The sequence below is a fragment of the Streptococcus sp. ELY_90 genome (genome assembly GCF_058314475.1).
Genome location: NZ_JBZFUJ010000007.1, coordinates 41,756 through 62,162, shown reverse-complemented (window position 1 = coordinate 62,162; position 20,407 = coordinate 41,756). Strand labels below are relative to the sequence as shown.

The following is a 20,407-nucleotide window of genomic DNA, read 5'->3' as shown; positions in this document are numbered from 1 at the left end:
CTAAATTTGCAGTCAAATTGGCAAAACTATGGTATAATTATCAGTGTTGTCCACCTTTAGTGTAATGGATATCACGTAAGATTCCGGTTCTTGAGATGGGGGTTCGATTCCCTCAAGGTGGATTTTTGATAAAGAAACAGCAAAGCGAGTCTGGAATACATTTTCCAGACTCGCTTTGCATGTATGGGGGAATTTTATGAGCTTTCCCATTTTGATTATTTAAAAAGATGTTCTAAGAATTTGCTGCCGTAAATCCAAAAATAACTGTATGAAATGATGGATAAAGGTTTAGTGATGGCGATAATCGTTGTAAAACGCTTGAGAGTCATATTAGTCAAACCGGTGATCATAACCATGATGTCGGCCGGTGAAACCGGAGACAGCATACAAAAAATGAAGAGCTTTTCGTAAGTCTCGCTTTCCAATTTGGCTTCATACTTATAAAAGGTTTCTTTTTTCATAAAGAGCAGAATAAATTTTCGGCCAAACCATTTAACCAGAAGAAAAAGCATGACGCTGCCGATGATAATACCAATGTAATTTAAAATGAAACCAAGCCAGGTATCGAAAATCAGAAATCCGGCAACCGTAGTAACGCCGCCCGGAATAACGGGAAAAACAATTTGGAAAACCTGCACGAGTATAAAAATCAAAGGTCCTATGACTCTGTGACGGTGAACCAGATCTTTTAAGGCATTGCTGTCATTTAAAATGCCCAATTTATAGAACCAGATAACCAGAATGACAGAAGCAATTAAGGCTAAAACGCCTAAAATCTGGATAATCTTTTGCAGTATCAGGTAGCGCCTGCTTAATTTCATTTTCATAATATTATGATAACATATTAGGGTATTTTTTTGCTATTTTTTCTGTATTTTGCTATACTATTTTCACGGATAATGTTTGGGGTCGTTACGGATTCGACAGGCATTATGCGGCTTATTTTGCGACTCATCGGCAGATGTAAAAATGCCAGTTAAATATAACTGCAAAAAATACAAATTCTTACGCAGTAGCTGCCTAAAACCCAGCCTGTGTGACTTCCACGAGATTGCTTGTGTTTCGGCGGAAGTCTTATGATTAGCAAGCTACGTTTAACCATTGTCTGGCTGGTTAAAAAGAGATTGACAGACTCGCTGAGGAAAGATTTGAGCTATGTACCGTTTCTCAGTTAAATCAAGACATAGCCTATGGTTGTAGACAAATAAGCTGGCAGGTGTTTGGACGTGGGTTCGACTCCCACCGGCTCCATAAACGAAAACGCATAGGCGTTTTTTTATTTAAAGGAGATTTTGGCTGTTATGAAAGGATTGAGGAAAGTGCTGCAGGCAGGAGCAGCCGCTATATGCTGTTTGCTGATGCTGGGCTGTCAGGCTAGAGAGTTTCAGCAAAAATCAGCGCAGCCATCTGATGAGGCTTTGCTGATGAAAACAGAGAATGCGGACTTTCGTTTGCATTTTAACAAGATTAACGTTTCTGAGGACAGGACTGCCTTTACAGGCGGGACAAGTCTGGAAGAATTAAAAAAGCTTCTGGGTGAGCCCGTTAAACATGAGCAAAAGCCGGCAGGGGATGTCACTTTAGACAGCTATACTTGGGAAAGAGATGGTGCGGTCATCGTCGTTCATCTGTATGAGAACAGTACAGTAGCACGCTCTATCACCAATTTTTCATTTAAGCGCAAGGCAAAAATTTCTCAGTCTGATTTTCAAAAACTGCAGACACGGACCAGTTACAAGCAAGTCATTGAACAGTTGGGCGAGCCTGATGTTCTTTCTCAGTCTGTGTCGTCGGATAAGTCAGAAATTCAGGCAGTCTGGACCAGCGGTTTACAAGCAGAATCCGAATCGGCAGATATTACATTGTATTTTGAAAACGGCCTCTTAAAAAATAAATTTCAAAATGGGTTAAAGTAAATAATAAAGGAGATTAGAAAAACTAATCTCCTTTGCTTTTGTGGCAGCAAATTTTACTGGATGTTCAATTTGTTTTTGATAATGTAGTGTGTTCCGAAGTAGAAAATGAGACCGTAAATGACAGTAACGACAATATTTAGAGTCAGCTGATAATAGTCTTCAAAAATACTATCACTGCCCGAAATCATGGCATTAATCAAACCGGTTCCGGCACCAGTTGCAAGATAATCTAAAAAACTGCGGGTAAGATTGATAACAAAGTAAAAGGCAAAAGCAAGCAAACCGCGGTAATCCTGAAAAAGCTGGCCTAAAGAAATGGCAAAGTAAATTTCTAAAATACTGGTGAAAATTCCTGCGATTATAAGAAGAATGAACAATCCAAATTTAGGAGAGAGGAGAGCGTCCTTGGCGGCATTCATCACGTCGGACAGATACGTAGGCTGTAATTGTTTGAGAGCGGGAAAGGCTAATAGGAAGACACTGATTATGAAAATCATGCCGCTGCAGACATTCCAAATAAAACCGGTCAGTAATTTAGCCAAAATCGTTTTGTGCGTTGATACCGGCAGGGTTAAGGTCAGATAGCCTTCTCTGCCGAAAATATTATTGTAAAAGCGGCGAATAATAATTAGCAGGGTGGCGATAAAAATAGCAATAAAAACGGCTACCAATGCACTTGATAAAGCAAAAAGCAAAATATCCTGCGTATCTGAGTTAAAACTGGTCTCCTTTTGAAGCTTGATATTGCGGCTGAACCAAAAGCCCAAGCCCAAGGAAATAAATACAGCTAATCCATACAAGCCGAAAAACCAAGCTCCGACTGATTTAAATTCATATTTTAATAATTTTCCAAACATGACATCCTCCTAAGCTTTGAATCGTTCTCTAAAGATCTGATCGATTGACTGTGCATATTTCTCACGTAAATCATCAACAGTTTCCTGCAAAACAATCTTTCCTTGATTGATAAAAATAACGTCATCTAAAATTTGTTCAACATCAGCAATCAGGTGTGTTGAAATGAGAACAGAAGCATCTTCTGAGTAATTATTAACGATTGTTCTTAAGATGTAGTCACGGGCAGCGGGATCAACACCGCCGATGGGCTCATCCAGAATATACAGCTGTGCTTTGCGGCTCATTACAAGAATCAGCTGTACCTTTTCTTTATTGCCTTTAGAGAGATTTTTTAATTTCTCATCCTGACCGATGGCTAAATCTTCCAATAACCGTTCAGCTTTTTGCCTGTCAAAGTCACTGTAAAAGTCTTCAAACAGACGCAAAATATCACTGACCCGCATTTTATCGCTGAGATAGCTCGTATCAGGGAGGTAAGAAACCATTGATTTTGTTTGAGGACAGGGTCTCAGTCCGTTCACTACGATTTCACCTGAGGTTGGCTGCAAAAGGCCGTTAGCCAGTTTGATAAGTGTCGTCTTGCCGCTTCCGTTTGGACCCAATAAGCCGATAATTTTCCCTTTTGGCAGTTTGAAGGAAATATCATCAAGGGCAGCTTTTTTCCCGAATTTTTTGGTAACGTGGTGCAGTTGCAGCAGGGGCAGTTGTTCTGTCATTGCGACTCTCCTTTAATATATTGTTCTAATACTGTTACTAGATTATCTTTACTAAAACCGAGTTTGGTCATCTTGTCAATAAAACCTTTGAGCTCTGTCTGTGCCAGTTTATGGCGTTCCTCTTCAATAAGCTGTAAGTCTTCTGTGACAAAACGTCCGGAAGTTCTGACCGAAAAAACCATATTTTCCTGTTCCAGCGATGTAAAAGCACGCTGCATGGTGTTAGGATTAACACCGGCTTCTTCGGCCAGATCTCTGACTGTGGGCAGCTGTTGACCGGGCTTTATTTCCTGACTGATAATCTGCATTTTAATATGATTAGCAATCTGAAGATAGATAGGCGATTTTTCATCAAATTTCCAAGCCATCTTTTCTCCCTTCTAAATGTATAATTGTGTTATATCTATAATACAATTATAAAAAAGCAATGTCAAGAAATAATTCAGAAGTTTATGACAGACGCTGAAAATTAAAGATTATTAAGCTGGCGGCTTTTTTATAGTTCAGTGAACGCTGCTGGAATTTTCTCGCTAGTTTTGATCTTTAAATCATGCCATGACAGAATGAGAAGAGAATTATAAGGATTTATAGTATAATAGAAAATAAGAGGATTTTAAGGAGAAAGCTATGTTTGCACAGTTAGATACTAAAACCGTTTATAGTTTTATGGATAGTTTGATTGACTTAAAGTCTTATATCAAAAAGGCCAAGGAATTGGGGTATTCACATATCGGGATTATGGATAAGGATAATCTCTATGCTGCCTTTCATTTTATCAAAATGGCACAGCGGGAAAATCTGGTGCCGGTTTTAGGGCTTGAGACGGACTTGATGCTGCTTGGCGAGCAGGTGACCATGTGCTTTATTGCTCAAGATACTGCAGGTTATCAAAATCTGCTTAAGATTTCAACAGCAAAAATGACCGACCATCATCTGTTTTCTGATGTAGAAGAATTTATGGAGGGAGTGGCTGTTGTCGTTCCTTATTTTGAAGGAATTGAAAACATGGATTTGCCTGATTCTTTCTACATTGGTGTCAGACCGGACACGCCGCAGCTGAATTTTACACATCAAATCCTGCCTCTTTACACTGTGCGCTACTATGAAAATGCTGAAACGGAAACGCTGCAGATTCTGCATGCTATCAGAGATAATCTTCCTTTGAGGGATGTGGAGCCGGTCGCTAAAAATCAATATCTGTTTTCTGAAAGTGAGATGGAAGCTCTTTTTGCTCAACGTTTTCCGCAAAGTCTTGTGAATTTAGAAAAACTGGTCGCTTCTGTTTCTTATCAATTTAATACTGACTTAAAGCTGCCGCGTTTTAACCGTCACAAGCCTGCTGCTGAAGAGTTGAGAGAACTGGCACAGCAAGGACTGAAAGCTAAAAATCTTACAGGCAGGAGCTATCAGGAACGTTTGAGAACTGAACTGGCTGTCATTCATAAAATGGGATTTGATGACTACTTTTTGATTGTTTGGGATCTGCTGCGCTTCGGCCGTTCTCAAAACTATTATATGGGAATGGGACGGGGATCTGCTGCGGGAAGTCTGGTAGCTTTTGCTTTGGATATCACCGGCATTGATCCTGTGAAAAATGATCTCCTTTTTGAACGTTTCCTTAATGAAGAGCGCTACAGCATGCCGGATATTGATATTGATCTTCCTGATATTTACCGCAGTCAGTTTTTGAGTTATGTTCGTGACCGCTATGGTTCAACGCATTCTGCCCAAATTGTTACTTTTTCAACATTTGGAGCCAGACAAGCCATACGAGATGTCTTCAAACGCTTCGGAGCAACGGAGTACGAACTCAGCAATATCACTAAAAAGATTAGTTTTCGGGATACGCTGACCAGTGTGTATGAAAAAAATATTGCCTTTCGTCAGATTATTAACAGCAAAGAAGAGTACCGTAGGGCCTTTGAAATTGCCCGAAAAATAGAAGGGAATCCTCGCCAGACCTCTATCCATGCAGCCGGAATCGTAATGAGTGATGATAATTTAACGGATCACATTCCTCTCAAGTCTGGTGAGGAAATGATGATTACCCAGTACGATGCACCGGCAGTTGAAGCTAACGGACTGCTGAAAATGGACTTTTTAGGCCTTAGAAATCTGACCTTTGTTCAAAAGATGCAGGAAAAAGCAGCCAAGGATTACGGCCAAATTATTGATATCAGATCCATTGATTTGGAAGACAAAGAAACATTAGCTCTGTTTGCTGCCGGCAATACAAAAGGAATTTTTCAATTTGAAGCTGCCGGTGCCATCAATCTCTTAAAGCGCATTAAGCCGTCCCGTTTTGAAGAAGTCGTGGCAGCAACCAGTCTTAACCGCCCCGGTGCCAGTGATTATACGGAAAACTTCATTCGACGCAAGTACGGCCGGGAAAAAGTTGACCTGATTGATCCTGTAGTTGCACCTATTTTGGAGTCAACCTACGGCATCATGCTTTATCAGGAGCAGGTCATGCAGATTGCTCAGGTATTTGCCGGCTTCACGCTGGGGAAAGCTGACTTGCTGCGCCGTGCCATGTCAAAGAAAAATGCGGCTGAGATGCAAAAGATGGAAAAAGATTTTTTGTCAGGTGCCGAACATCTTGGACGAAATCCGAAAGTAGCCAAGGATTTATTTGCCAGAATGGCTAAGTTCGCAGGCTACGGCTTTAACAGAAGCCATGCCTATGCTTACTCGGCTTTGGCTTTTCAGATGGCTTATTTCAAGGCGCATTATCCGGCTGTTTTCTTTGATATTATGCTGAACTATTCCAGCAGTGACTATCTTGACAATGCCTTGGAAGCAGGATTTAAAATAGGATCCTTGTCGATCAATACGATTCCTTATTCTGATAAAATAAAGCAGAATCAGATTTATTTAGGTCTGAAAAACGTCAAAGGAATAGCGCGTGATTTTGCTTATTGGATTATTGAAAATCGTCCCTTCTCAAGTGTAGAGGATTTTCTGACCAGAATGCCGGAAAAATACCAGAAGACTGAGATCATCAGTCCTTTGGTTCAAATCGGACTGTTTGACCAGTTTGAAAAAAACCGCCAAAAAATTGTTGTGAATTTGGAACATCTCTTTACTTTTGTCAATGAGCTGGGGAGTTTGTTTGCGGATTCTTCTTACAATTGGCTGGAAGAAGAGGATTACACCAATGCAGAAAAATACCAGATGGAGCAGGACATTATCGGAGCAGGCATCAGCCCCCATCCATTGGTTGAGATCGCTAAGCACTCATCGAAAAACTTGGTGGGGATAAGTGATCTTGTTGAAGGAAGTGAGGTCACTCTGCTTGCACAAATCGATACCATCAAGATCATCAGAACAAAGTCAAAAGGGGAGCAGATGGCTTTTCTCAGTGTCACTGATACCAAGAAAAAGCTTGATATTACTCTTTTCCCTGACGTTTATCAGAAATACAGACAGATTCTGGCTGAGAAGACAATCTACTATTTCACCGGCAAAATTCAAGAGCGGGATCAGCGCCTGCAGATGATTTTGCACCAGCTGGAGCCTGCTTTGATGGAGAAATTTTGGATAAAGCTGCAAAATCATGCCTATGATAAAGAAGTTTCTGCTATTTTGGCGGATTATCCCGGAAATATTCCGGTTGTGTTGCATTATGCAGAAAGCAAAGAAACGCTGCAAAGCAGCCGTCATTTTGTTGCCAAAAGCCCGGAGCTGGAAGAAAAACTGGCGAATTATGCGCTGAAAACGCTTTTTCGCTAAAAAGTGGGAAAGAAAGTGAACATTTTACCAAGGTTTGTGCTATAATAATAACGTTAATTTAAATAAAGGAGTATCAAGCAAAATGAAACGTATTGCTGTTTTAACCAGCGGCGGAGACGCCCCTGGTATGAATGCTGCTGTTCGTGCAGTCGTTCGTAAAGCAATTTCTGAGGGAATGGAAGTTTGCGGCATCAACCGTGGCTATGCTGGTATGGTTGAGGGTGATATTTTCCCGCTTGACGCCAAAGGAGTATCAAACATCCTTTCTCGCGGAGGAACTTTCCTCCAATCTGCACGTTATCCTGAATTTGCTAAGCTTGAAGGGCAATTAAAAGGTATTGAACAACTCAAAAAGCATGGAATTGAAGGTGTTGTTGTTATCGGCGGCGATGGTTCTTACCACGGCGCTATGCGCTTAACCGAACACGGTTTCCCTGCTATCGGTCTTCCTGGAACGATTGATAACGATATTGTCGGAACTGATTACACGATCGGTTTTGATACCGCTGTTAATACGGCAATGGAAGCTCTTGACAAAATTCGCGACACGTCATTCAGTCACGGACGTACCTTTGTTGTTGAAGTGATGGGACGCAATGCAGGTGATATCGCACTTTGGTCTGGAATCGCGGCCGGCGCTGACCAAATCATCATCCCTGAGGAAGACTACGATATCAGCGAAGTTGTAGCCCAGGTTAAAGACGGGTATGCCACTAAAGGCAAAAACCACCACTTAATCGTTCTTGCTGAGGGTGTTATGCATGGTGAGGCATTTGCTGCCAAGATGAAAGAAGCAGGAGATGACAGCGATCTTCGGGTGACAAACCTTGGTCACATTCTTCGCGGCGGAGCACCAACTCCTCGTGACCGTGTGATTGCTTCATGGATGGGAGCACATGCAGTCGAGTTGCTGAAAGCCGGCAAGGGCGGTCTGGCCGTCGGCATTCAGAATGAAAAACTGGTTGAGCATCCAATTCTTGGAACAGCAGAAGAAGGTGCCCTCTTTAGTTTGACAGAAGCAGGGGATATTGTTGTGAACAATCCTCACAAAGCACGCCTTGACTTTGCGGCTTTAAATCGTGACTTAGCTCACTAAGACTGCGGTATAGTTTTTAATAATCAATGATTGACAGAAAATAAGGGAGTTTCATAAAAAATGAATAAACGCGTAAAAATTGTTGCAACATTAGGTCCGGCGGTTGAAATCCGCGGCGGTAAAAGATTCGGTGAGGATGGTTATTGGGATGAAAAGCTTGATGTCGAAGCTTCAGCTGCCAAGATTGCTGAATTGATTACTGAAGGGGCTAATGTCTTTCGTTTCAACTTCTCACATGGAGACCATGCTGAGCAGGGTGAACGTATGGCAACTGTACGCCGTGCCGAAGAATTGGCACGCCAAAAGGTTGGATTCCTTCTTGATACTAAGGGACCTGAAATGCGTACAGAATTGTTTGAAGATGGTTCAAAAGAATTTTCTTACAAGACTGGCGATAAGCTTCGTGTAGCGACTAAGCAAGGTATCCAATCTACAAAAGATGTTATTGCTTTGAATGTTGCCGGCGGTCTTGATATTTATGATGACGTTGCTGTCGGTCAAACCATTCTTATTGATGACGGGAAACTTGGTCTTACGGTAACAGCTAAGGATATTACTAACCGTGAGTTTGAAGTCGTTGTTGAAAATGACGGCACTATCGCTAAGCAAAAAGGTGTTAACATTCCTAACACTAAGATTCCTTTCCCAGCACTTGCTGAACGTGACAATGCTGATATTCGTTTTGGTTTGGAACAAGGACTTAACTTCATTGCTATTTCGTTTGTTCGTACGGCAAAAGATGTTAATGAAGTGCGTGCTATCTGTAAAGAAACCGGCAATGATCATGTTAAATTGTTTGCTAAAATCGAAAACCAACAAGGTATTGATAACATTGATGAAATTATTGATGCTGCAGACGGTATCATGATTGCCCGCGGTGATATGGGTATTGAAGTTCCGTTTGAAATGGTTCCGGTTTACCAAAAAATGATTATCACTAAGGTCAATGCAGCCGGCAAGGCAGTTATCACAGCAACAAACATGCTTGAAACAATGACTGACAAACCGCGTGCAACGCGTTCAGAAGTATCTGACGTTTTCAATGCGGTTATTGACGGTACAGATGCAACAATGCTTTCCGGAGAATCTGCTAACGGTAAATATCCGGTTGAATCAGTACGTACAATGGCAACTATTGATAAAAACGCTCAAACGCTTCTTAACGAATACGGCCGCTTGAACTCAGACAATCTGCCTCGTACAAACAAAACAGAAGTTGTTGCCTCAGCTGTTAAAGATGCAACCAGATCAATGGATATTAAATTGGTTGTTACCATCACTGAAACCGGTAATACAGCCCGTTTAATCTCTAAATACCGTCCGGATACTGACATCTTAGCTTTAACATTTGATGAAAAGATTCAAAAATCATTGATGATCAACTGGGGTGTGATTCCAATTTTGACGAAGAAACCTGCATCTACTGATGACATGTTCGAAATTGCTGAAAAAGCAGCGCTTAAATCAGGTTTGGTTGAATCTGGTGATAACATTGTTATCGTTGCCGGTGTACCGGTTGGTTCAGGCGGAACAAACACCATGCGTGTCCGTACAGTAAAATAAGAATTGCATACAGAGGCTGGGCAAAAACTCATCAAATATTCTTGTTTTGGAATAAGCTCTTGACGCAGTGGTTGGGAGTAAGACTTGTTGGCTAGGCCAAGAAGTCTTACTCCTGCACAGTTCATTAGGTGCTTTAGCACCAATGAACCATTGCTGGCTGGCTTTCCTTTTGCCACAAGGCCAAAGCGGAAAACCTAGCCAACTGTGCGGGGTGGGAGTGAAACGGTCTGGGGAGAGACCGTTTCAGGTCACCACCTTGAAACTAGGGAGTGGTGGGAACCAAAATTTTCAATTTTTAGGTTCTTTCCCACTCCCTTTTTCTTTGGAATGTGATTTGCAAAGTATTGACTGCCGGGGATAAAAGCAATTTTCTTGGCATTTAGGGATTTTCCTGTTAAACTAGATATAATTCTTATACAGAAAGGCAGTAATTATGGGATTGATTTGGTCGTTGATTGTCGGAGCTATTATTGGAGCTATTGCCGGTGCTCTGACAAACAGAGGAAAAACGATGGGCTGTTTTGCCAATATTTTTGCAGGTCTGGTGGGTTCTTGGGCAGGTCAGGCTCTGTTTGGCAGCTGGGGACCCAGTCTGGCCGGTATGGCTTTGGTTCCGTCTATCTTAGGAGCAGTTATTGTTGTGGCTGTAGTGTCCTTCTTTTTAGGTGAAAATTAAGCAGATAGTTCTATTGTAAGTATAATCAGAGAGTGATGATGAGGCATTTAACTGCTGGTCATGATTTTAAAATCGCTCTCTTTTTTTATTGTCTGAAACATGCTATAATAAAGAGCAACAACTTAAGGAGAGATCTATGGTTAAACGTGACTTTATCAGAAATATTCTTCTGGCCGTGCTGGCAGTTTTCATCCTGCTTTTATTGCGGATTTTTGTTTTTTCTACCTATCGGGTAGCACAAGATGATGCAAACAGTTATTTGAAAACAGGTGATCTCATTACGATTTCCAAAAAAGAAAAACCGGATTATAAAGAATTTGTCGTTTATCAGGCTGCCGGTAAATCTCATATCGGCCGTATCGTTGGCGAACCTGCAGACAGTATCACATATATGGATGATATTTTTTATCTCAACAACAAGGTAGAAGATCAGACCTATATCGAGAAACTGAAAAACAGCTATCATGCCAAAAACGCAGACAATCCTTTCACAGCTGACTTTACTGTTGCCACTGTCACTAAAGGAAAATATCAGGAAATTCCTAAGGGACAATATTTGATTTTAAATGATGACCGCACAAATACCAAGGACAGCCGGACATTTGGCCTTATCAAAAAATCACAGATTAAAGGTGTTGTAACCTTTAGACTTTTGCCATTAAAAACCTTTGGGTTTGTCCGCAAAGAGTAGCACAAGCTGCTCTTTTTTCTTGCTTTGTGCCATCAAATAAGACTAGACCAATTTTGTTGTTGACTTTAGAAGAATAAAGTTATATACTGGTTTTGTTGATTTTTTGGAGGCCTAATTAGGCTATACCAATTATAAAAATTTAAGGAGGAAGCAGCAGGAAAGACTCTGCTGCAAGAAAACTATGTGTGGTATTGTAGGTGTTGTAGGAAATCGTAATGCAACAGATATTTTGATGCAAGGATTAGAAAAATTAGAGTATCGCGGATATGATTCTGCCGGAATTTATGTTATTGATAAAGCTGAAAACGGACGTTTGATTAAGTCAGTCGGCCGTATTGCCGATTTGCGGGCTAAAATTGGTATTGACGTAGCTGGTTCTACAGGAATCGGTCACACGCGCTGGGCGACTCACGGTCAGGCTACAGAGGCCAACGCTCACCCGCATACATCAGCAACAGGACGCTTTGTTTTAGTCCATAACGGCGTTATTGAGAATTATTTGCAAATTAAAGAGGAGTACTTGGCTGGCCATACTTTAAAGGGTGAAACTGATACTGAAATTGCCGTCCATTTAATTGGTCAGTTCGTTGAAGACGGTTTGTCTGTACTTGAGGCTTTTAAAAAAGCTCTCCATATTATTGAAGGTTCTTACGCTTTTGCCTTGGTTGATTCACAAAATCCGGATACTATTTATGTTGCTAAGAACAAATCGCCGCTTTTGATCGGTCTTGGCGACGGCTACAATATGGTCTGCTCAGATGCCATGGCTATGATTCGTGAAACCAATCAATTCATGGAAATCCATGACAAAGAATTGGTTGTCTTGACCAAGGATAATGTAGAAGTGACAGACTACGACGGTAATGCTGTTGAACGTGAAGCCTACACAGCTGAGCTTGACCTGTCAGATATCGGTAAGGGGACATATCCTTATTATATGCTCAAGGAAATTGATGAGCAGCCGACTGTTATGCGCAAATTGATTTCAACTTATGCAGATGATAAAGGGAATATCACGGTTGACCCTGCTATTGTCAAATCTGTTCAGGAGGCTGACCGCATTTATATCTTAGCTGCCGGAACATCTTACAATGCTGGTTTTGCTTCAAAATCAATGATTGAAACACTGACGGATACTCCGGTTGAATTGGGAATTGCTTCTGAGTGGGGCTATAACATGCCATTGCTGAGCAAAAAACCGATGTTTATCCTGCTTAGCCAATCCGGCGAAACGGCTGACAGCCGTCAGGTACTGGTCAAGGCCAATGCTATGGGAATTCCTAGTCTGACGATCACAAACGTGCCTGGTTCAACCCTGTCTCGTGAAGCAACTTACACAATGCTACTCCATGCCGGTCCTGAGATAGCAGTAGCTTCAACGAAAGCTTATACGGCACAAATTGCAGCGCTTGCTTTCTTGTCAAAAGCAGTTGGTGAAGCTAATGGCAAAAAAGAAGCTTTGGAATTTGATTTAGTGCATGAACTGTCCATCGTTGCTCAGTCTATTGAAGCCAGCCTTTCTGAGCGAGAAGTTATTGAAGAAAAAGTTTCTCATCTTTTGGCAACATCACGAAATGCTTTTTATATCGGCCGCGGCAACGATCACTATGTGGCTATGGAAGCTTCTTTAAAACTCAAAGAAATTTCCTATATCCAGTGTGAAGGCTTTGCTGCCGGAGAATTAAAACACGGAACCATTTCACTGATTGAAGATGGCACCCCTGTTCTTGCCTTGATTTCATCAAGTGAGACTGTTGCTGCCCATACCCGCGGTAATATTCAGGAAGTTGCAGCACGCGGTGCTAATGTCCTGACAGTGGTTGAAGAAGGACTGGATAAGGAAGGCGATGACATTGTTGTCAATCAGGTGCATCCTTACCTGTCAAGCATTTCAATGGTTATTCCGACACAGCTGATTGCTTACTATGCTTCGCTGCAGCGCGGGCTTGATGTTGATAAACCTCGTAATCTGGCTAAGGCCGTTACCGTTGAATAGTTTAAAACCTGGGACGATGTTCCGGGTTTTTTCATGTGCTTAAGCTTTAGTTAGCTGTTAATTGAAATAAAATAATCCAAATATTCCAGACAATGACTGCAAAAACATAGGTTTATATTTTGACGGCTTACTGATGTAAACACCTGCTGCATGTTTGATGCAGTCTGACCGGACAGCACTTTAATTTTAAATTGTCACAGGAAGCCATAAATGTCAAAAACATTTTGCCAAAGTTTGAGTTTCATTGGAAAAAGGATGGTGGTATAGTAGTATCAGAATAAAAAGGAGGCGTTCTGATGGAACAAAAATCTTCACTAAAGGTTCGGATACAAAAACTCGGAACCTCATTATCAAACATGGTTATGCCTAATATTGGCGCCTTTATTGCTTGGGGGGTTGCAGCTTCGCTGTTTATCGCAACCGGCTATCTGCCTAATAAAGATCTGGATGCCAATGTTGTCGGACCAATGCTCAAATATGTGCTGCCCCTCTTAATCGGTTATACCGGAGGGTATAATATTCACAAGCAGCGCGGCGGCGTTATTGGTGCGATTGCTTCCTTTGGTGCGATTGCAGGGTCAACAGTAACCATGTTCATTGGTGCTATGGTCATGGGGCCTTTATCAGCTTGGCTTTTGAAAAAATTCGATGAAAAAGTTCAGCCGAAAATCAGAACCGGTTTTGAAATGCTGGTCAACAACTTTTCACTTGGCTTGATTGGTTTTGCCCTGATGGTGCTTGCCTTCTTTATCATCGGACCGGTTGTTGCCCAATTAACAGAATGGGTAGGCCTGGGAGTTGAAGCGATTGTCAAAGTCCATCTCCTGCCGTTAGCAAATCTGATTATTGAACCGGCTAAAATTCTCTTCTTGAACAATGCACTTAACCATGGTATCTTTACTCCTCTTGGTACTGAACAAGTGGCTAAGGTCGGTAAGTCCGTTCTCTTCTTGCTGGAAGCTAATCCGGGACCTGGTCTTGGTGTTTTGGTTGCTTATGCAATGTTTGGCAAAGGTTCTGCCAAATCCACTTCTTGGGGAGCTATGATTATCCACTTCTTTGGGGGTATCCATGAAATCTACTTCCCATACGTTATGATGAAACCAGCGATGTTCTTAGCTGTTATTGCCGGCGGTCTTACTGGTACCTTTACTTTCCAAACCCTTGGTGCCGGACTGACAGCGCCTGCTTCACCGGGATCAATCATCGCTATCATGGGGATGGCACCTAAAGGCTGGGGCCCTCACTTGGTCGTTCTTGCCGGTGTCTTCGCAGCAGCGATTGTATCTTTCTTAGTAGGTTCAGTGATTCTCAAGGCCGACAAATCTGATGATGGTTCCCTTGAAGCAGCACAGGAAGCTACTCAGGCAGCAAAAGCTGAGTCTAAAGGAAAAGCAGTTAAAGCAGAACCGCTCAATGCAGACATTACAACGGATAATATTCACCAAATCATTTTTGCCTGTGATGCCGGTATGGGCAGCTCAGCTATGGGAGCATCCATTCTTCGTGACAAGGTGAAAAAAGCAGGTTTGGACATTCCTGTAACCAACCAAGCTATTTCTAATTTGCAGGATACTGCTAATACATTGATTGTAACACAAGAAGAGCTGGCTGACCGTGCGGGACAAAAAACACCGCGTGCGGTACATGTCGCTGTAGATAATTTCTTGGCAACTCCTAAATATGATGAAATTGTTGCCAATCTGACAAATGATTCTGCTGTTTCTCAAACAAGCGACAGTTCTGCAGCAGACGCTGACAGCAATACAGAAATTGATTTAAACCATATTGATGCCGTGGTCTTTGCTTATGGAAAAGCTAAAGGTTCAGCAACCATGGGACAGGAAACACTTCGTTCAATCTTTAAAAACAATGAGGTCAGAATTCCGGTTTCAACAGCAGCGTATAAGGATTTAAATGAGTACAATGCTAAAAATATTTTAGTGGTAACAACGATTGCGCATCAAGGAGAAGCACAGCAGTCGGCTCCTCATGCTCAGCTCTTGGTCGTTGACAGCCTTGTGACCACACCGGAATACGATAAGCTTGTTGCCAGAATGCATAAGTAAATGAAACCGGAATAGTGTATAATAAGTTTATGCTACTAACAAAACGAGAAGAACAACTGCTGAAAGCTTTCCAAGATTATGGGAAGCTTTCAATCAAGCAGCTGGCAGATTTGCTGAAGGTATCGCAGCGGACCGTGTATCGGGTTATTTCTGATTTAACAAAAAGTCTTAATGCCATTAACATCAGTATCATCAAAGAAGATCAGTATTATTTTTTAGTGGGAGAATTAGAAAATTTAGCTGACTTTCATTATTTGGATACTTACGAGCAGTATGAGCGGCTGAATTTGATTACTTATAAGCTCTTACTGACTGCTGACAGAATTACCAACGAGCAGCTGCAGGCTGATTTTAAGGTATCAAATGTGACCATCATCCAGGATATCGCAGAAATAGAAAAACGTTTAGCCGATTTTAATGTACACTTAGAGCGTAAAAAAGGCTATCAGCTGCTAGGCGACAGGAACGCTCTGCGGCGTTTGCTGGCTGTTCTCTTAACAAATAATATCTCTGTTTCTGATTTTTGGGCCGGGAAATACGGACGTTTTACAGATATTGACAGTACTAAGCTTGCCATTGCCAAGCAGATTTTTCAGGCCTCACAGACTGACCTGCCTGATTTGGATGCTAAGATGAATGAATTTTTTACCATTCTCTTAGCCCTGTCGGGCTGGCAGGACGGTGAGCCGGTCGGGCCAAACATCAGCAAAGCTGCACTTGATTTTTCACAGAAAATCTACACAGAATTTTCACAGCAAACCAATCAGTTTTACAATATTCAGGAGATTCTTTACTATGCGAGCGTACTGGATGAATTGGTTATCAAAAGACAGGAAACGCCTCTCTTTCATGAAAAGTTTGACAGTGCCTTTTACTATAATATATCCAATCTCATTGATAAGGTGTCGCTTTATACCAAAATCAATTTTGCAAAGGATAAGACACTGTTTCATTTTCTGTTTAACCATATTCGTCTGAATTTGGCAGTTCCGCAGATTTTTGAGGATAAATCCAAAGTCAGCATCGCTCATGATGCGGCAGCCGGCAATGACTACCTTCATCGGGTTGTCAGTCTTTTGGTTCAGGATATCTTTCCCAAATACCTGCAAAAAGAGTCTGAATACGAGCTGATCACACTGCATTTTGCTTCCAGCCTGAGACGAAGTCCGGATATCTATCCGATTAAGATTTTGCTTTTGACAGATGAGCGGCCTTTGGCGAGAGAACTTTTGATTACCCGCATTAAGACCATAGCGCCTTTTGTTGATAAGGTTGATGTTAAGGCTTTAAATCAGTATGAAGCAACAGATCAGGATTATTATAACTGTGTCTTAGCGACTAAACCTTTGCCGGATAAAGACGTCAAGCATGTCCCTATTTATCCCGATGCCAAGGAAATCTTACAGCTTCAGGAGTATCTGCAGGATACGCAGGCCCATCAAAAGATTATTATCCGCAATGAACCCCAAAGGTCAGCCGGTTATGATTTGCAAACGTATTTTGCAGCTGCCCAGCAGCTTTTGCAGGAATTTTCCTATCAACGGATTGACAATCCGGATCAATTTGAGACCAGCGTTCCTAAGATTATTGATACTTTGGATATGGTATCAGACAAAAGTTATCTGTCTGATAAACTGCTGAGACGTTTTGCAGTCAGTCCCTTAGCAATTCCGGAAACAAATTTGGCTCTTTTGCATACGCAGTCCAGCAAAGTAGAGAGGTCCTGTTTTAAAATTTATGACTTAAAAAGGCCTGTTAAAGCACTTTCTATGAATTATCAGGAAGAGACGGTCAACAGAATTTTGGTTATGCTGACTAAGATGGACGAATCGAGTGAAATCAGAGATTTAATGACAGCAATCAGTCAGTCCATTATTGAAAATCACCTCTATACGGAAATCTATAAAACAGGAAATAAAGATATTATTTATCAGTTGTTGAATCAAATATTTACAGAAAAAATAAAGAAATTGGAGACCTAAGATGGAATTTCAAAAAGACTTAATCAAACTGAATCAGCATTTTGCAGATAAGGAAGAAGCCATCCGTTTTTGCGGTCAGCTCCTGCTTGACGGTGGTTATGTAGAGCCTGCTTATGTTGATGCTATGATACAGCGCGATAAAGAATTGTCTGTTTACATGGGCAACTTTATTGCTATTCCGCATGGAACCGATGATGCTAAGAAAAACGTTCTGAAATCTGGTATCACGGTTGTTCAGGTACCTGACGGCGTGAATTTCGGAACAGAAGAAGATCCTCAGGTTGCTACAGTGCTGTTTGGTATTGCAGGAATCGGTGATGAGCACCTGCAAATGATTCAGAATATCTCTATCTTTTGTGCAGATGTCGACAATGTTGTCAAATTAGCTGATGCACAGACAGAAGATGACGTTATCAAACTGTTGAGCAATGTGAACTAAATACGGGCTTTGACACTGAGCAAAAAGACAGCTTCGCTTAGAGTTTTTGCGACGCTTGGGTTTAAATTCGTCGTAGACGTCTGAACTCTCTGCGCCTTGCAGGCATTGAGAGTTCTAGTCGTCCTGACGAGGGTGCGTCAACGAAATCTCAGATTTCTGACTTACCGCTTATTTTGCTTTGTGTCGCTGACGCCTTTGTATCTTAAATAAAGGAGAAACCATGAAAAAAGCAGTACATTTTGGTGCCGGAAATATTGGACGCGGCTTTATCGGGCAAATTTTATTTGAAAATGGCTTTGCCATTGATTTTGTTGATGTCAATGAGAAGATTATTGACGCTCTCAATGAACGGCACGCTTATGAGATTGAAATTGCCGAAGACGGCAAACGCCATATTGCTGTGTCAAATGTTTCGGGAATTAATAATAAGGATAACCCTCAGGACGTTGTAGAAGCGGTAGCGCAGGCTGATTTGGTAACGACTGCTATCGGTCCTAATATTTTGCCTTTGATTGCAGAATTGATTGCCAAAGGGATTGAAACACGCCGTGAAAATAATAACCGGCAGCCCCTTGATGTTATTGCCTGTGAGAATATGATCGGAGGCTCCGCTTTTCTTTGGGAAGAAGTGCAAAAATACCTGAGCACTGAGGGCCTTGCTTTTGCTGAAAACTATATCGGTTTTCCAAATGCAGCGGTGGATCGCATCGTTCCTGCTCAGACCCACGAAGATTCTCTCTTTGTCGTGGTTGAGCCTTTCTCTGAATGGGTTGTCGAAACAGCAGCCATGAAGAATCCTGATCTGAAACTCTCAGAGGTTCACTATGAGGAAAACCTGGAACCGTTTATCGAAAGAAAACTGTTCTCGGTTAATTCGGGTCATGCGACAACAGCCTATACCGGTGCTTATTTTGGCGCTAAAACAGTCTTAGAAGCCCTTCAAAATCAGCAGGTCAAAGAGCAGGTCAAGGCTGTTCTGGGAGAAATTCGGCAGCTCTTGATAGCTAAATGGAATTTCAAGGAAGAGGATTTAAAAGCTTATCACGATATCATCATCAGTCGTTTTGAAAATCCTTATATTGTTGATGATGTCACCCGTGTGGCTCGCACACCGATTCGAAAATTAGGTTATGATGAACGGTTTATCCGTCCTATCCGTGAACTAAAGGAACGTCAGCTGTCCTATGACAATCTTTTGCAAACTGTTGCCTATGTCTTCCAATATAAGGACGAAACAGATGAACAAAGCGTTCAGCTGCAAAAACTCTTGCAGGAAAAACCGCTGGAAGAGGTTATTAAAGAAGTAACAGGATTAACAGATACCATCTTGGTAAAAGAAGTGGCAGCCAGTATTCAATCTTTAGCATAAAAATAAAAAGCAGCTAGATTCAAAACGTTAGCTGCTTTTTTAACAGCCTGCCGGCTTATTCGGAAATGAGGAATTTAGGGCTTGCCAAGCGGTAAAAACTCAGGTAAACTTAGATAGTAATAAAACAACTAAGGAGTTTATATGTCTTTACCAAATTGTCCAAAGTGCCAGTCAGAATATGTTTATGAGGATGGTCTTCTTTTAGTCTGCCCTGAATGTGCTTATGAATGGAATCCGGCAGAAGCAGATGCTGATGAAGACCTTGTCGTTCTTGATGCCAACGGCAATAAACTGGCAGACGGTGATACTGTCAGCCTGATTAAAGATCTTAAAGTTAAAGGGGCACCAAAGGACCTGAAACAAGGAACGCGTGTCAAAAATATCCGTATTGTTGAAGGGGATCACAATATTGACTGTAAGATAGAGGGTTTTGGCGCCATGAAATTAAAATCGGAATTCGTTAAAAAGCTGTAGACCACAGCAAATGTTTTTTTGAGGGAAACTGAAAAATTCCCCTGCTCTTATTTAGTTTTTAAAATGGATTATCCTCTTCAATGATTTGGCTGATAAAATACGGTTAAAGATTCAAATCTGCCTATCAAACTTTCAGAAAATTTGGTATAATAAGAAATGATTATCTTTACAGGAGCGGTTATGTCTTATATATCGGAAGTTTTACCCAGTCTTTTAGATGGGGCGCTTATTACATTACAGGTTTTTTTTATTGTCATTGTCCTGTCTATTCCTTTAGGAGCTGTTTTGGCTTTTCTGATGCAGATTAGGTTCAAGCCCTTACGCTGGCTGCTCAATCTGTATGTCTGGGTCATGCGCGGAACACCGCTTCTGCTGCAGCTGATTTTTGTTTATTATGTACTGCCGAGTGCAGGGGTCACTTTTGACCGTATGCCGGCAGCAATTTTGGCTTTTACCCTGAATTACGCTGCTTATTTTGCGGAAATCTTCCGCGGCGGTATTGAAGCTATTCCTAAGGGGCAGTATGAAGCGGCAAAGGTGTTAAAACTGAGTCAGCTGCAGACAATCCGTTATATTATCCTGCCGCAAGTGGTTAAGATTGTTCTACCCAGTGTTTTTAATGAGATTATTAACTTGGTTAAGGATTCCTCGCTGGTTTATGTTCTGGGAGTGGGAGATCTGCTTTTGGCCAGCAAAACAGCAGCCAACCGTGATGCAACTTTAGCACCGATGTTTATTGCCGGCGGTATTTATTTGATTTTGATTGGTATCGTCACGATCTTGTCTAAGTATGTTGAGAAGAAATTTAGCTATTACAAGTAAGGGTGAAT

The 20,407-nt window shown here is 41.5% G+C and carries 17 protein-coding genes, 1 tRNA gene and 1 other RNA gene; 15 read left to right on the top strand and 4 right to left on the bottom strand.

Annotated elements, in window-relative coordinates; translation table 11 throughout:
* Positions 1–50 precede the first annotated feature (50 nt).
* A tRNA-Arg gene (locus AC4HAF_RS05790) sits at positions 51–122 on the top strand.
* A 93-nt stretch (positions 123–215) separates the two neighbouring features.
* Here the strand turns inward: AC4HAF_RS05790 and AC4HAF_RS05785 are convergent.
* Complete coding sequence (locus AC4HAF_RS05785) at positions 216–827, bottom strand: TVP38/TMEM64 family protein (protein WP_491091167.1); 612 nt, start codon at positions 825–827, stop codon at positions 216–218.
* 78 nt (positions 828–905) lie between these two features.
* Here AC4HAF_RS05785 and ssrA point away from each other — a divergent pair.
* Together ssrA and AC4HAF_RS05775 are read left to right on the top strand one after the other, a co-directional pair.
* Positions 906–1,254: a transfer-messenger RNA gene (gene ssrA, locus AC4HAF_RS05780) on the top strand.
* Between the two features lie 47 nt (positions 1,255–1,301).
* Positions 1,302–1,916 (top strand): DUF3862 domain-containing protein, encoded by a 615-nt coding sequence (locus AC4HAF_RS05775; RefSeq protein ID WP_491097018.1) that lies wholly within the window; start codon positions 1,302–1,304, stop codon positions 1,914–1,916.
* Between the two features lie 53 nt (positions 1,917–1,969).
* Here AC4HAF_RS05775 and AC4HAF_RS05770 read toward each other — a convergent pair whose 3' ends face one another.
* From AC4HAF_RS05770 to AC4HAF_RS05760, 3 genes are read right to left on the bottom strand one after another with little or no spacing between them, the layout of a single operon-like run.
* The gene (locus tag AC4HAF_RS05770) at positions 1,970–2,773 is read right to left on the bottom strand and encodes a permease (RefSeq protein ID WP_491091165.1); all 804 of its coding nucleotides are present in this window, start codon (positions 2,771–2,773) and stop codon (positions 1,970–1,972) included.
* Positions 2,774–2,782: 9 nt separating this feature from the next.
* A complete protein-coding gene (locus AC4HAF_RS05765; RefSeq protein ID WP_491091164.1) occupies positions 2,783–3,490 on the bottom strand; it encodes an ABC transporter ATP-binding protein in 708 nt (235 codons plus the stop codon).
* A complete protein-coding gene (locus tag AC4HAF_RS05760; RefSeq protein ID WP_491097017.1) occupies positions 3,487–3,858 on the bottom strand; it encodes a GntR family transcriptional regulator in 372 nt (123 codons plus the stop codon). The genes AC4HAF_RS05765 and AC4HAF_RS05760 overlap by 4 nt, the downstream gene beginning before the upstream one ends.
* Positions 3,859–4,117: 259 nt before the next feature.
* Between AC4HAF_RS05760 and AC4HAF_RS05755 the strand changes: the two genes are divergently transcribed.
* The 12 genes from AC4HAF_RS05755 (at position 4,118) to AC4HAF_RS05700 (ending at position 20,399) form a co-directional block, all read left to right on the top strand.
* Positions 4,118–7,222, top strand: a complete 3,105-nt coding sequence (locus AC4HAF_RS05755; RefSeq protein ID WP_491097016.1) for a DNA polymerase III subunit alpha — start codon at positions 4,118–4,120, stop codon at positions 7,220–7,222.
* An 82-nt stretch (positions 7,223–7,304) separates the two neighbouring features.
* Complete coding sequence (gene pfkA, locus AC4HAF_RS05750) at positions 7,305–8,318, top strand: 6-phosphofructokinase (RefSeq protein WP_491091161.1); 1,014 nt, start codon at positions 7,305–7,307, stop codon at positions 8,316–8,318.
* Between the two features lie 60 nt (positions 8,319–8,378).
* The gene (gene pyk, locus AC4HAF_RS05745) at positions 8,379–9,881 is read left to right on the top strand and encodes a pyruvate kinase (RefSeq protein WP_491091160.1); all 1,503 of its coding nucleotides are present in this window, start codon (positions 8,379–8,381) and stop codon (positions 9,879–9,881) included.
* 433 nt (positions 9,882–10,314) lie between these two features.
* Positions 10,315–10,557 carry a GlsB/YeaQ/YmgE family stress response membrane protein gene (locus tag AC4HAF_RS05740; RefSeq protein WP_027975968.1) on the top strand — a complete coding sequence of 81 codons (243 nt, stop codon included), beginning with the start codon at positions 10,315–10,317 and terminating at the stop codon, positions 10,555–10,557.
* A gap of 136 nt (positions 10,558–10,693) precedes the next feature.
* Positions 10,694–11,248: a signal peptidase I gene (lepB, locus tag AC4HAF_RS05735; RefSeq protein WP_491091159.1), complete on the top strand. Its 555-nt coding sequence runs from the start codon at positions 10,694–10,696 to the stop codon at positions 11,246–11,248.
* A gap of 181 nt (positions 11,249–11,429) precedes the next feature.
* Positions 11,430–13,244: a glutamine--fructose-6-phosphate transaminase (isomerizing) gene (gene glmS / locus AC4HAF_RS05730; RefSeq protein WP_491097015.1), complete on the top strand. Its 1,815-nt coding sequence runs from the start codon at positions 11,430–11,432 to the stop codon at positions 13,242–13,244.
* Between the two features lie 296 nt (positions 13,245–13,540).
* Complete coding sequence (locus AC4HAF_RS05725; RefSeq protein WP_491091157.1) at positions 13,541–15,313, top strand: PTS mannitol transporter subunit IIBC; 1,773 nt, start codon at positions 13,541–13,543, stop codon at positions 15,311–15,313.
* Between the two features lie 29 nt (positions 15,314–15,342).
* On the top strand, positions 15,343–17,295 hold the full coding sequence (locus AC4HAF_RS05720) for a BglG family transcription antiterminator (protein WP_491097014.1): 1,953 nt from the start codon (positions 15,343–15,345) through the stop codon (positions 17,293–17,295).
* 1 nt (position 17,296) lies between these two features.
* Positions 17,297–17,734 (top strand): PTS mannitol transporter subunit IIA, encoded by a 438-nt coding sequence (locus tag AC4HAF_RS05715; protein WP_491097013.1) that lies wholly within the window; start codon positions 17,297–17,299, stop codon positions 17,732–17,734.
* A gap of 220 nt (positions 17,735–17,954) precedes the next feature.
* Positions 17,955–19,103: a mannitol-1-phosphate 5-dehydrogenase gene (locus tag AC4HAF_RS05710; RefSeq protein WP_491097012.1), complete on the top strand. Its 1,149-nt coding sequence runs from the start codon at positions 17,955–17,957 to the stop codon at positions 19,101–19,103.
* Between the two features lie 141 nt (positions 19,104–19,244).
* Positions 19,245–19,577, top strand: a complete 333-nt coding sequence (locus AC4HAF_RS05705) for a zinc ribbon domain-containing protein YjdM (protein ID WP_491097011.1) — start codon at positions 19,245–19,247, stop codon at positions 19,575–19,577.
* 180 nt (positions 19,578–19,757) lie between these two features.
* Positions 19,758–20,399 carry an amino acid ABC transporter permease gene (locus AC4HAF_RS05700; protein WP_491091152.1) on the top strand — a complete coding sequence of 214 codons (642 nt, stop codon included), beginning with the start codon at positions 19,758–19,760 and terminating at the stop codon, positions 20,397–20,399.
* The last annotated feature ends 8 nt before the right edge of the window (positions 20,400–20,407 follow it).

Bases quoted from the DNA above. Each gene is read 5' to 3' on its own strand.
- AC4HAF_RS05785 (WP_491091167.1), bottom strand. From the start codon at position 827: ATGAAAATGAAATTAAGCAGGCGCTACCTGATACTGCAAAAGATTATC.
- AC4HAF_RS05775 (WP_491097018.1), top strand. From the start codon at position 1,302: ATGAAAGGATTGAGGAAAGTGCTGCAGGCAGGAGCAGCCGCTATATGC.
- AC4HAF_RS05770 (WP_491091165.1), bottom strand. From the start codon at position 2,773: ATGTTTGGAAAATTATTAAAATATGAATTTAAATCAGTCGGAGCTTGG.
- AC4HAF_RS05765 (WP_491091164.1), bottom strand. From the start codon at position 3,490: ATGACAGAACAACTGCCCCTGCTGCAACTGCACCACGTTACCAAAAAA.
- AC4HAF_RS05760 (WP_491097017.1), bottom strand. From the start codon at position 3,858: ATGGCTTGGAAATTTGATGAAAAATCGCCTATCTATCTTCAGATTGCT.
- AC4HAF_RS05755 (WP_491097016.1), top strand. From the start codon at position 4,118: ATGTTTGCACAGTTAGATACTAAAACCGTTTATAGTTTTATGGATAGT.
- pfkA (WP_491091161.1), top strand. From the start codon at position 7,305: ATGAAACGTATTGCTGTTTTAACCAGCGGCGGAGACGCCCCTGGTATG.
- pyk (WP_491091160.1), top strand. From the start codon at position 8,379: ATGAATAAACGCGTAAAAATTGTTGCAACATTAGGTCCGGCGGTTGAA.
- AC4HAF_RS05740 (WP_027975968.1), top strand. From the start codon at position 10,315: ATGGGATTGATTTGGTCGTTGATTGTCGGAGCTATTATTGGAGCTATT.
- lepB (WP_491091159.1), top strand. From the start codon at position 10,694: ATGGTTAAACGTGACTTTATCAGAAATATTCTTCTGGCCGTGCTGGCA.
- glmS (WP_491097015.1), top strand. From the start codon at position 11,430: ATGTGTGGTATTGTAGGTGTTGTAGGAAATCGTAATGCAACAGATATT.
- AC4HAF_RS05725 (WP_491091157.1), top strand. From the start codon at position 13,541: ATGGAACAAAAATCTTCACTAAAGGTTCGGATACAAAAACTCGGAACC.
- AC4HAF_RS05720 (WP_491097014.1), top strand. From the start codon at position 15,343: ATGCTACTAACAAAACGAGAAGAACAACTGCTGAAAGCTTTCCAAGAT.
- AC4HAF_RS05715 (WP_491097013.1), top strand. From the start codon at position 17,297: ATGGAATTTCAAAAAGACTTAATCAAACTGAATCAGCATTTTGCAGAT.
- AC4HAF_RS05710 (WP_491097012.1), top strand. From the start codon at position 17,955: ATGAAAAAAGCAGTACATTTTGGTGCCGGAAATATTGGACGCGGCTTT.
- AC4HAF_RS05705 (WP_491097011.1), top strand. From the start codon at position 19,245: ATGTCTTTACCAAATTGTCCAAAGTGCCAGTCAGAATATGTTTATGAG.
- AC4HAF_RS05700 (WP_491091152.1), top strand. From the start codon at position 19,758: ATGTCTTATATATCGGAAGTTTTACCCAGTCTTTTAGATGGGGCGCTT.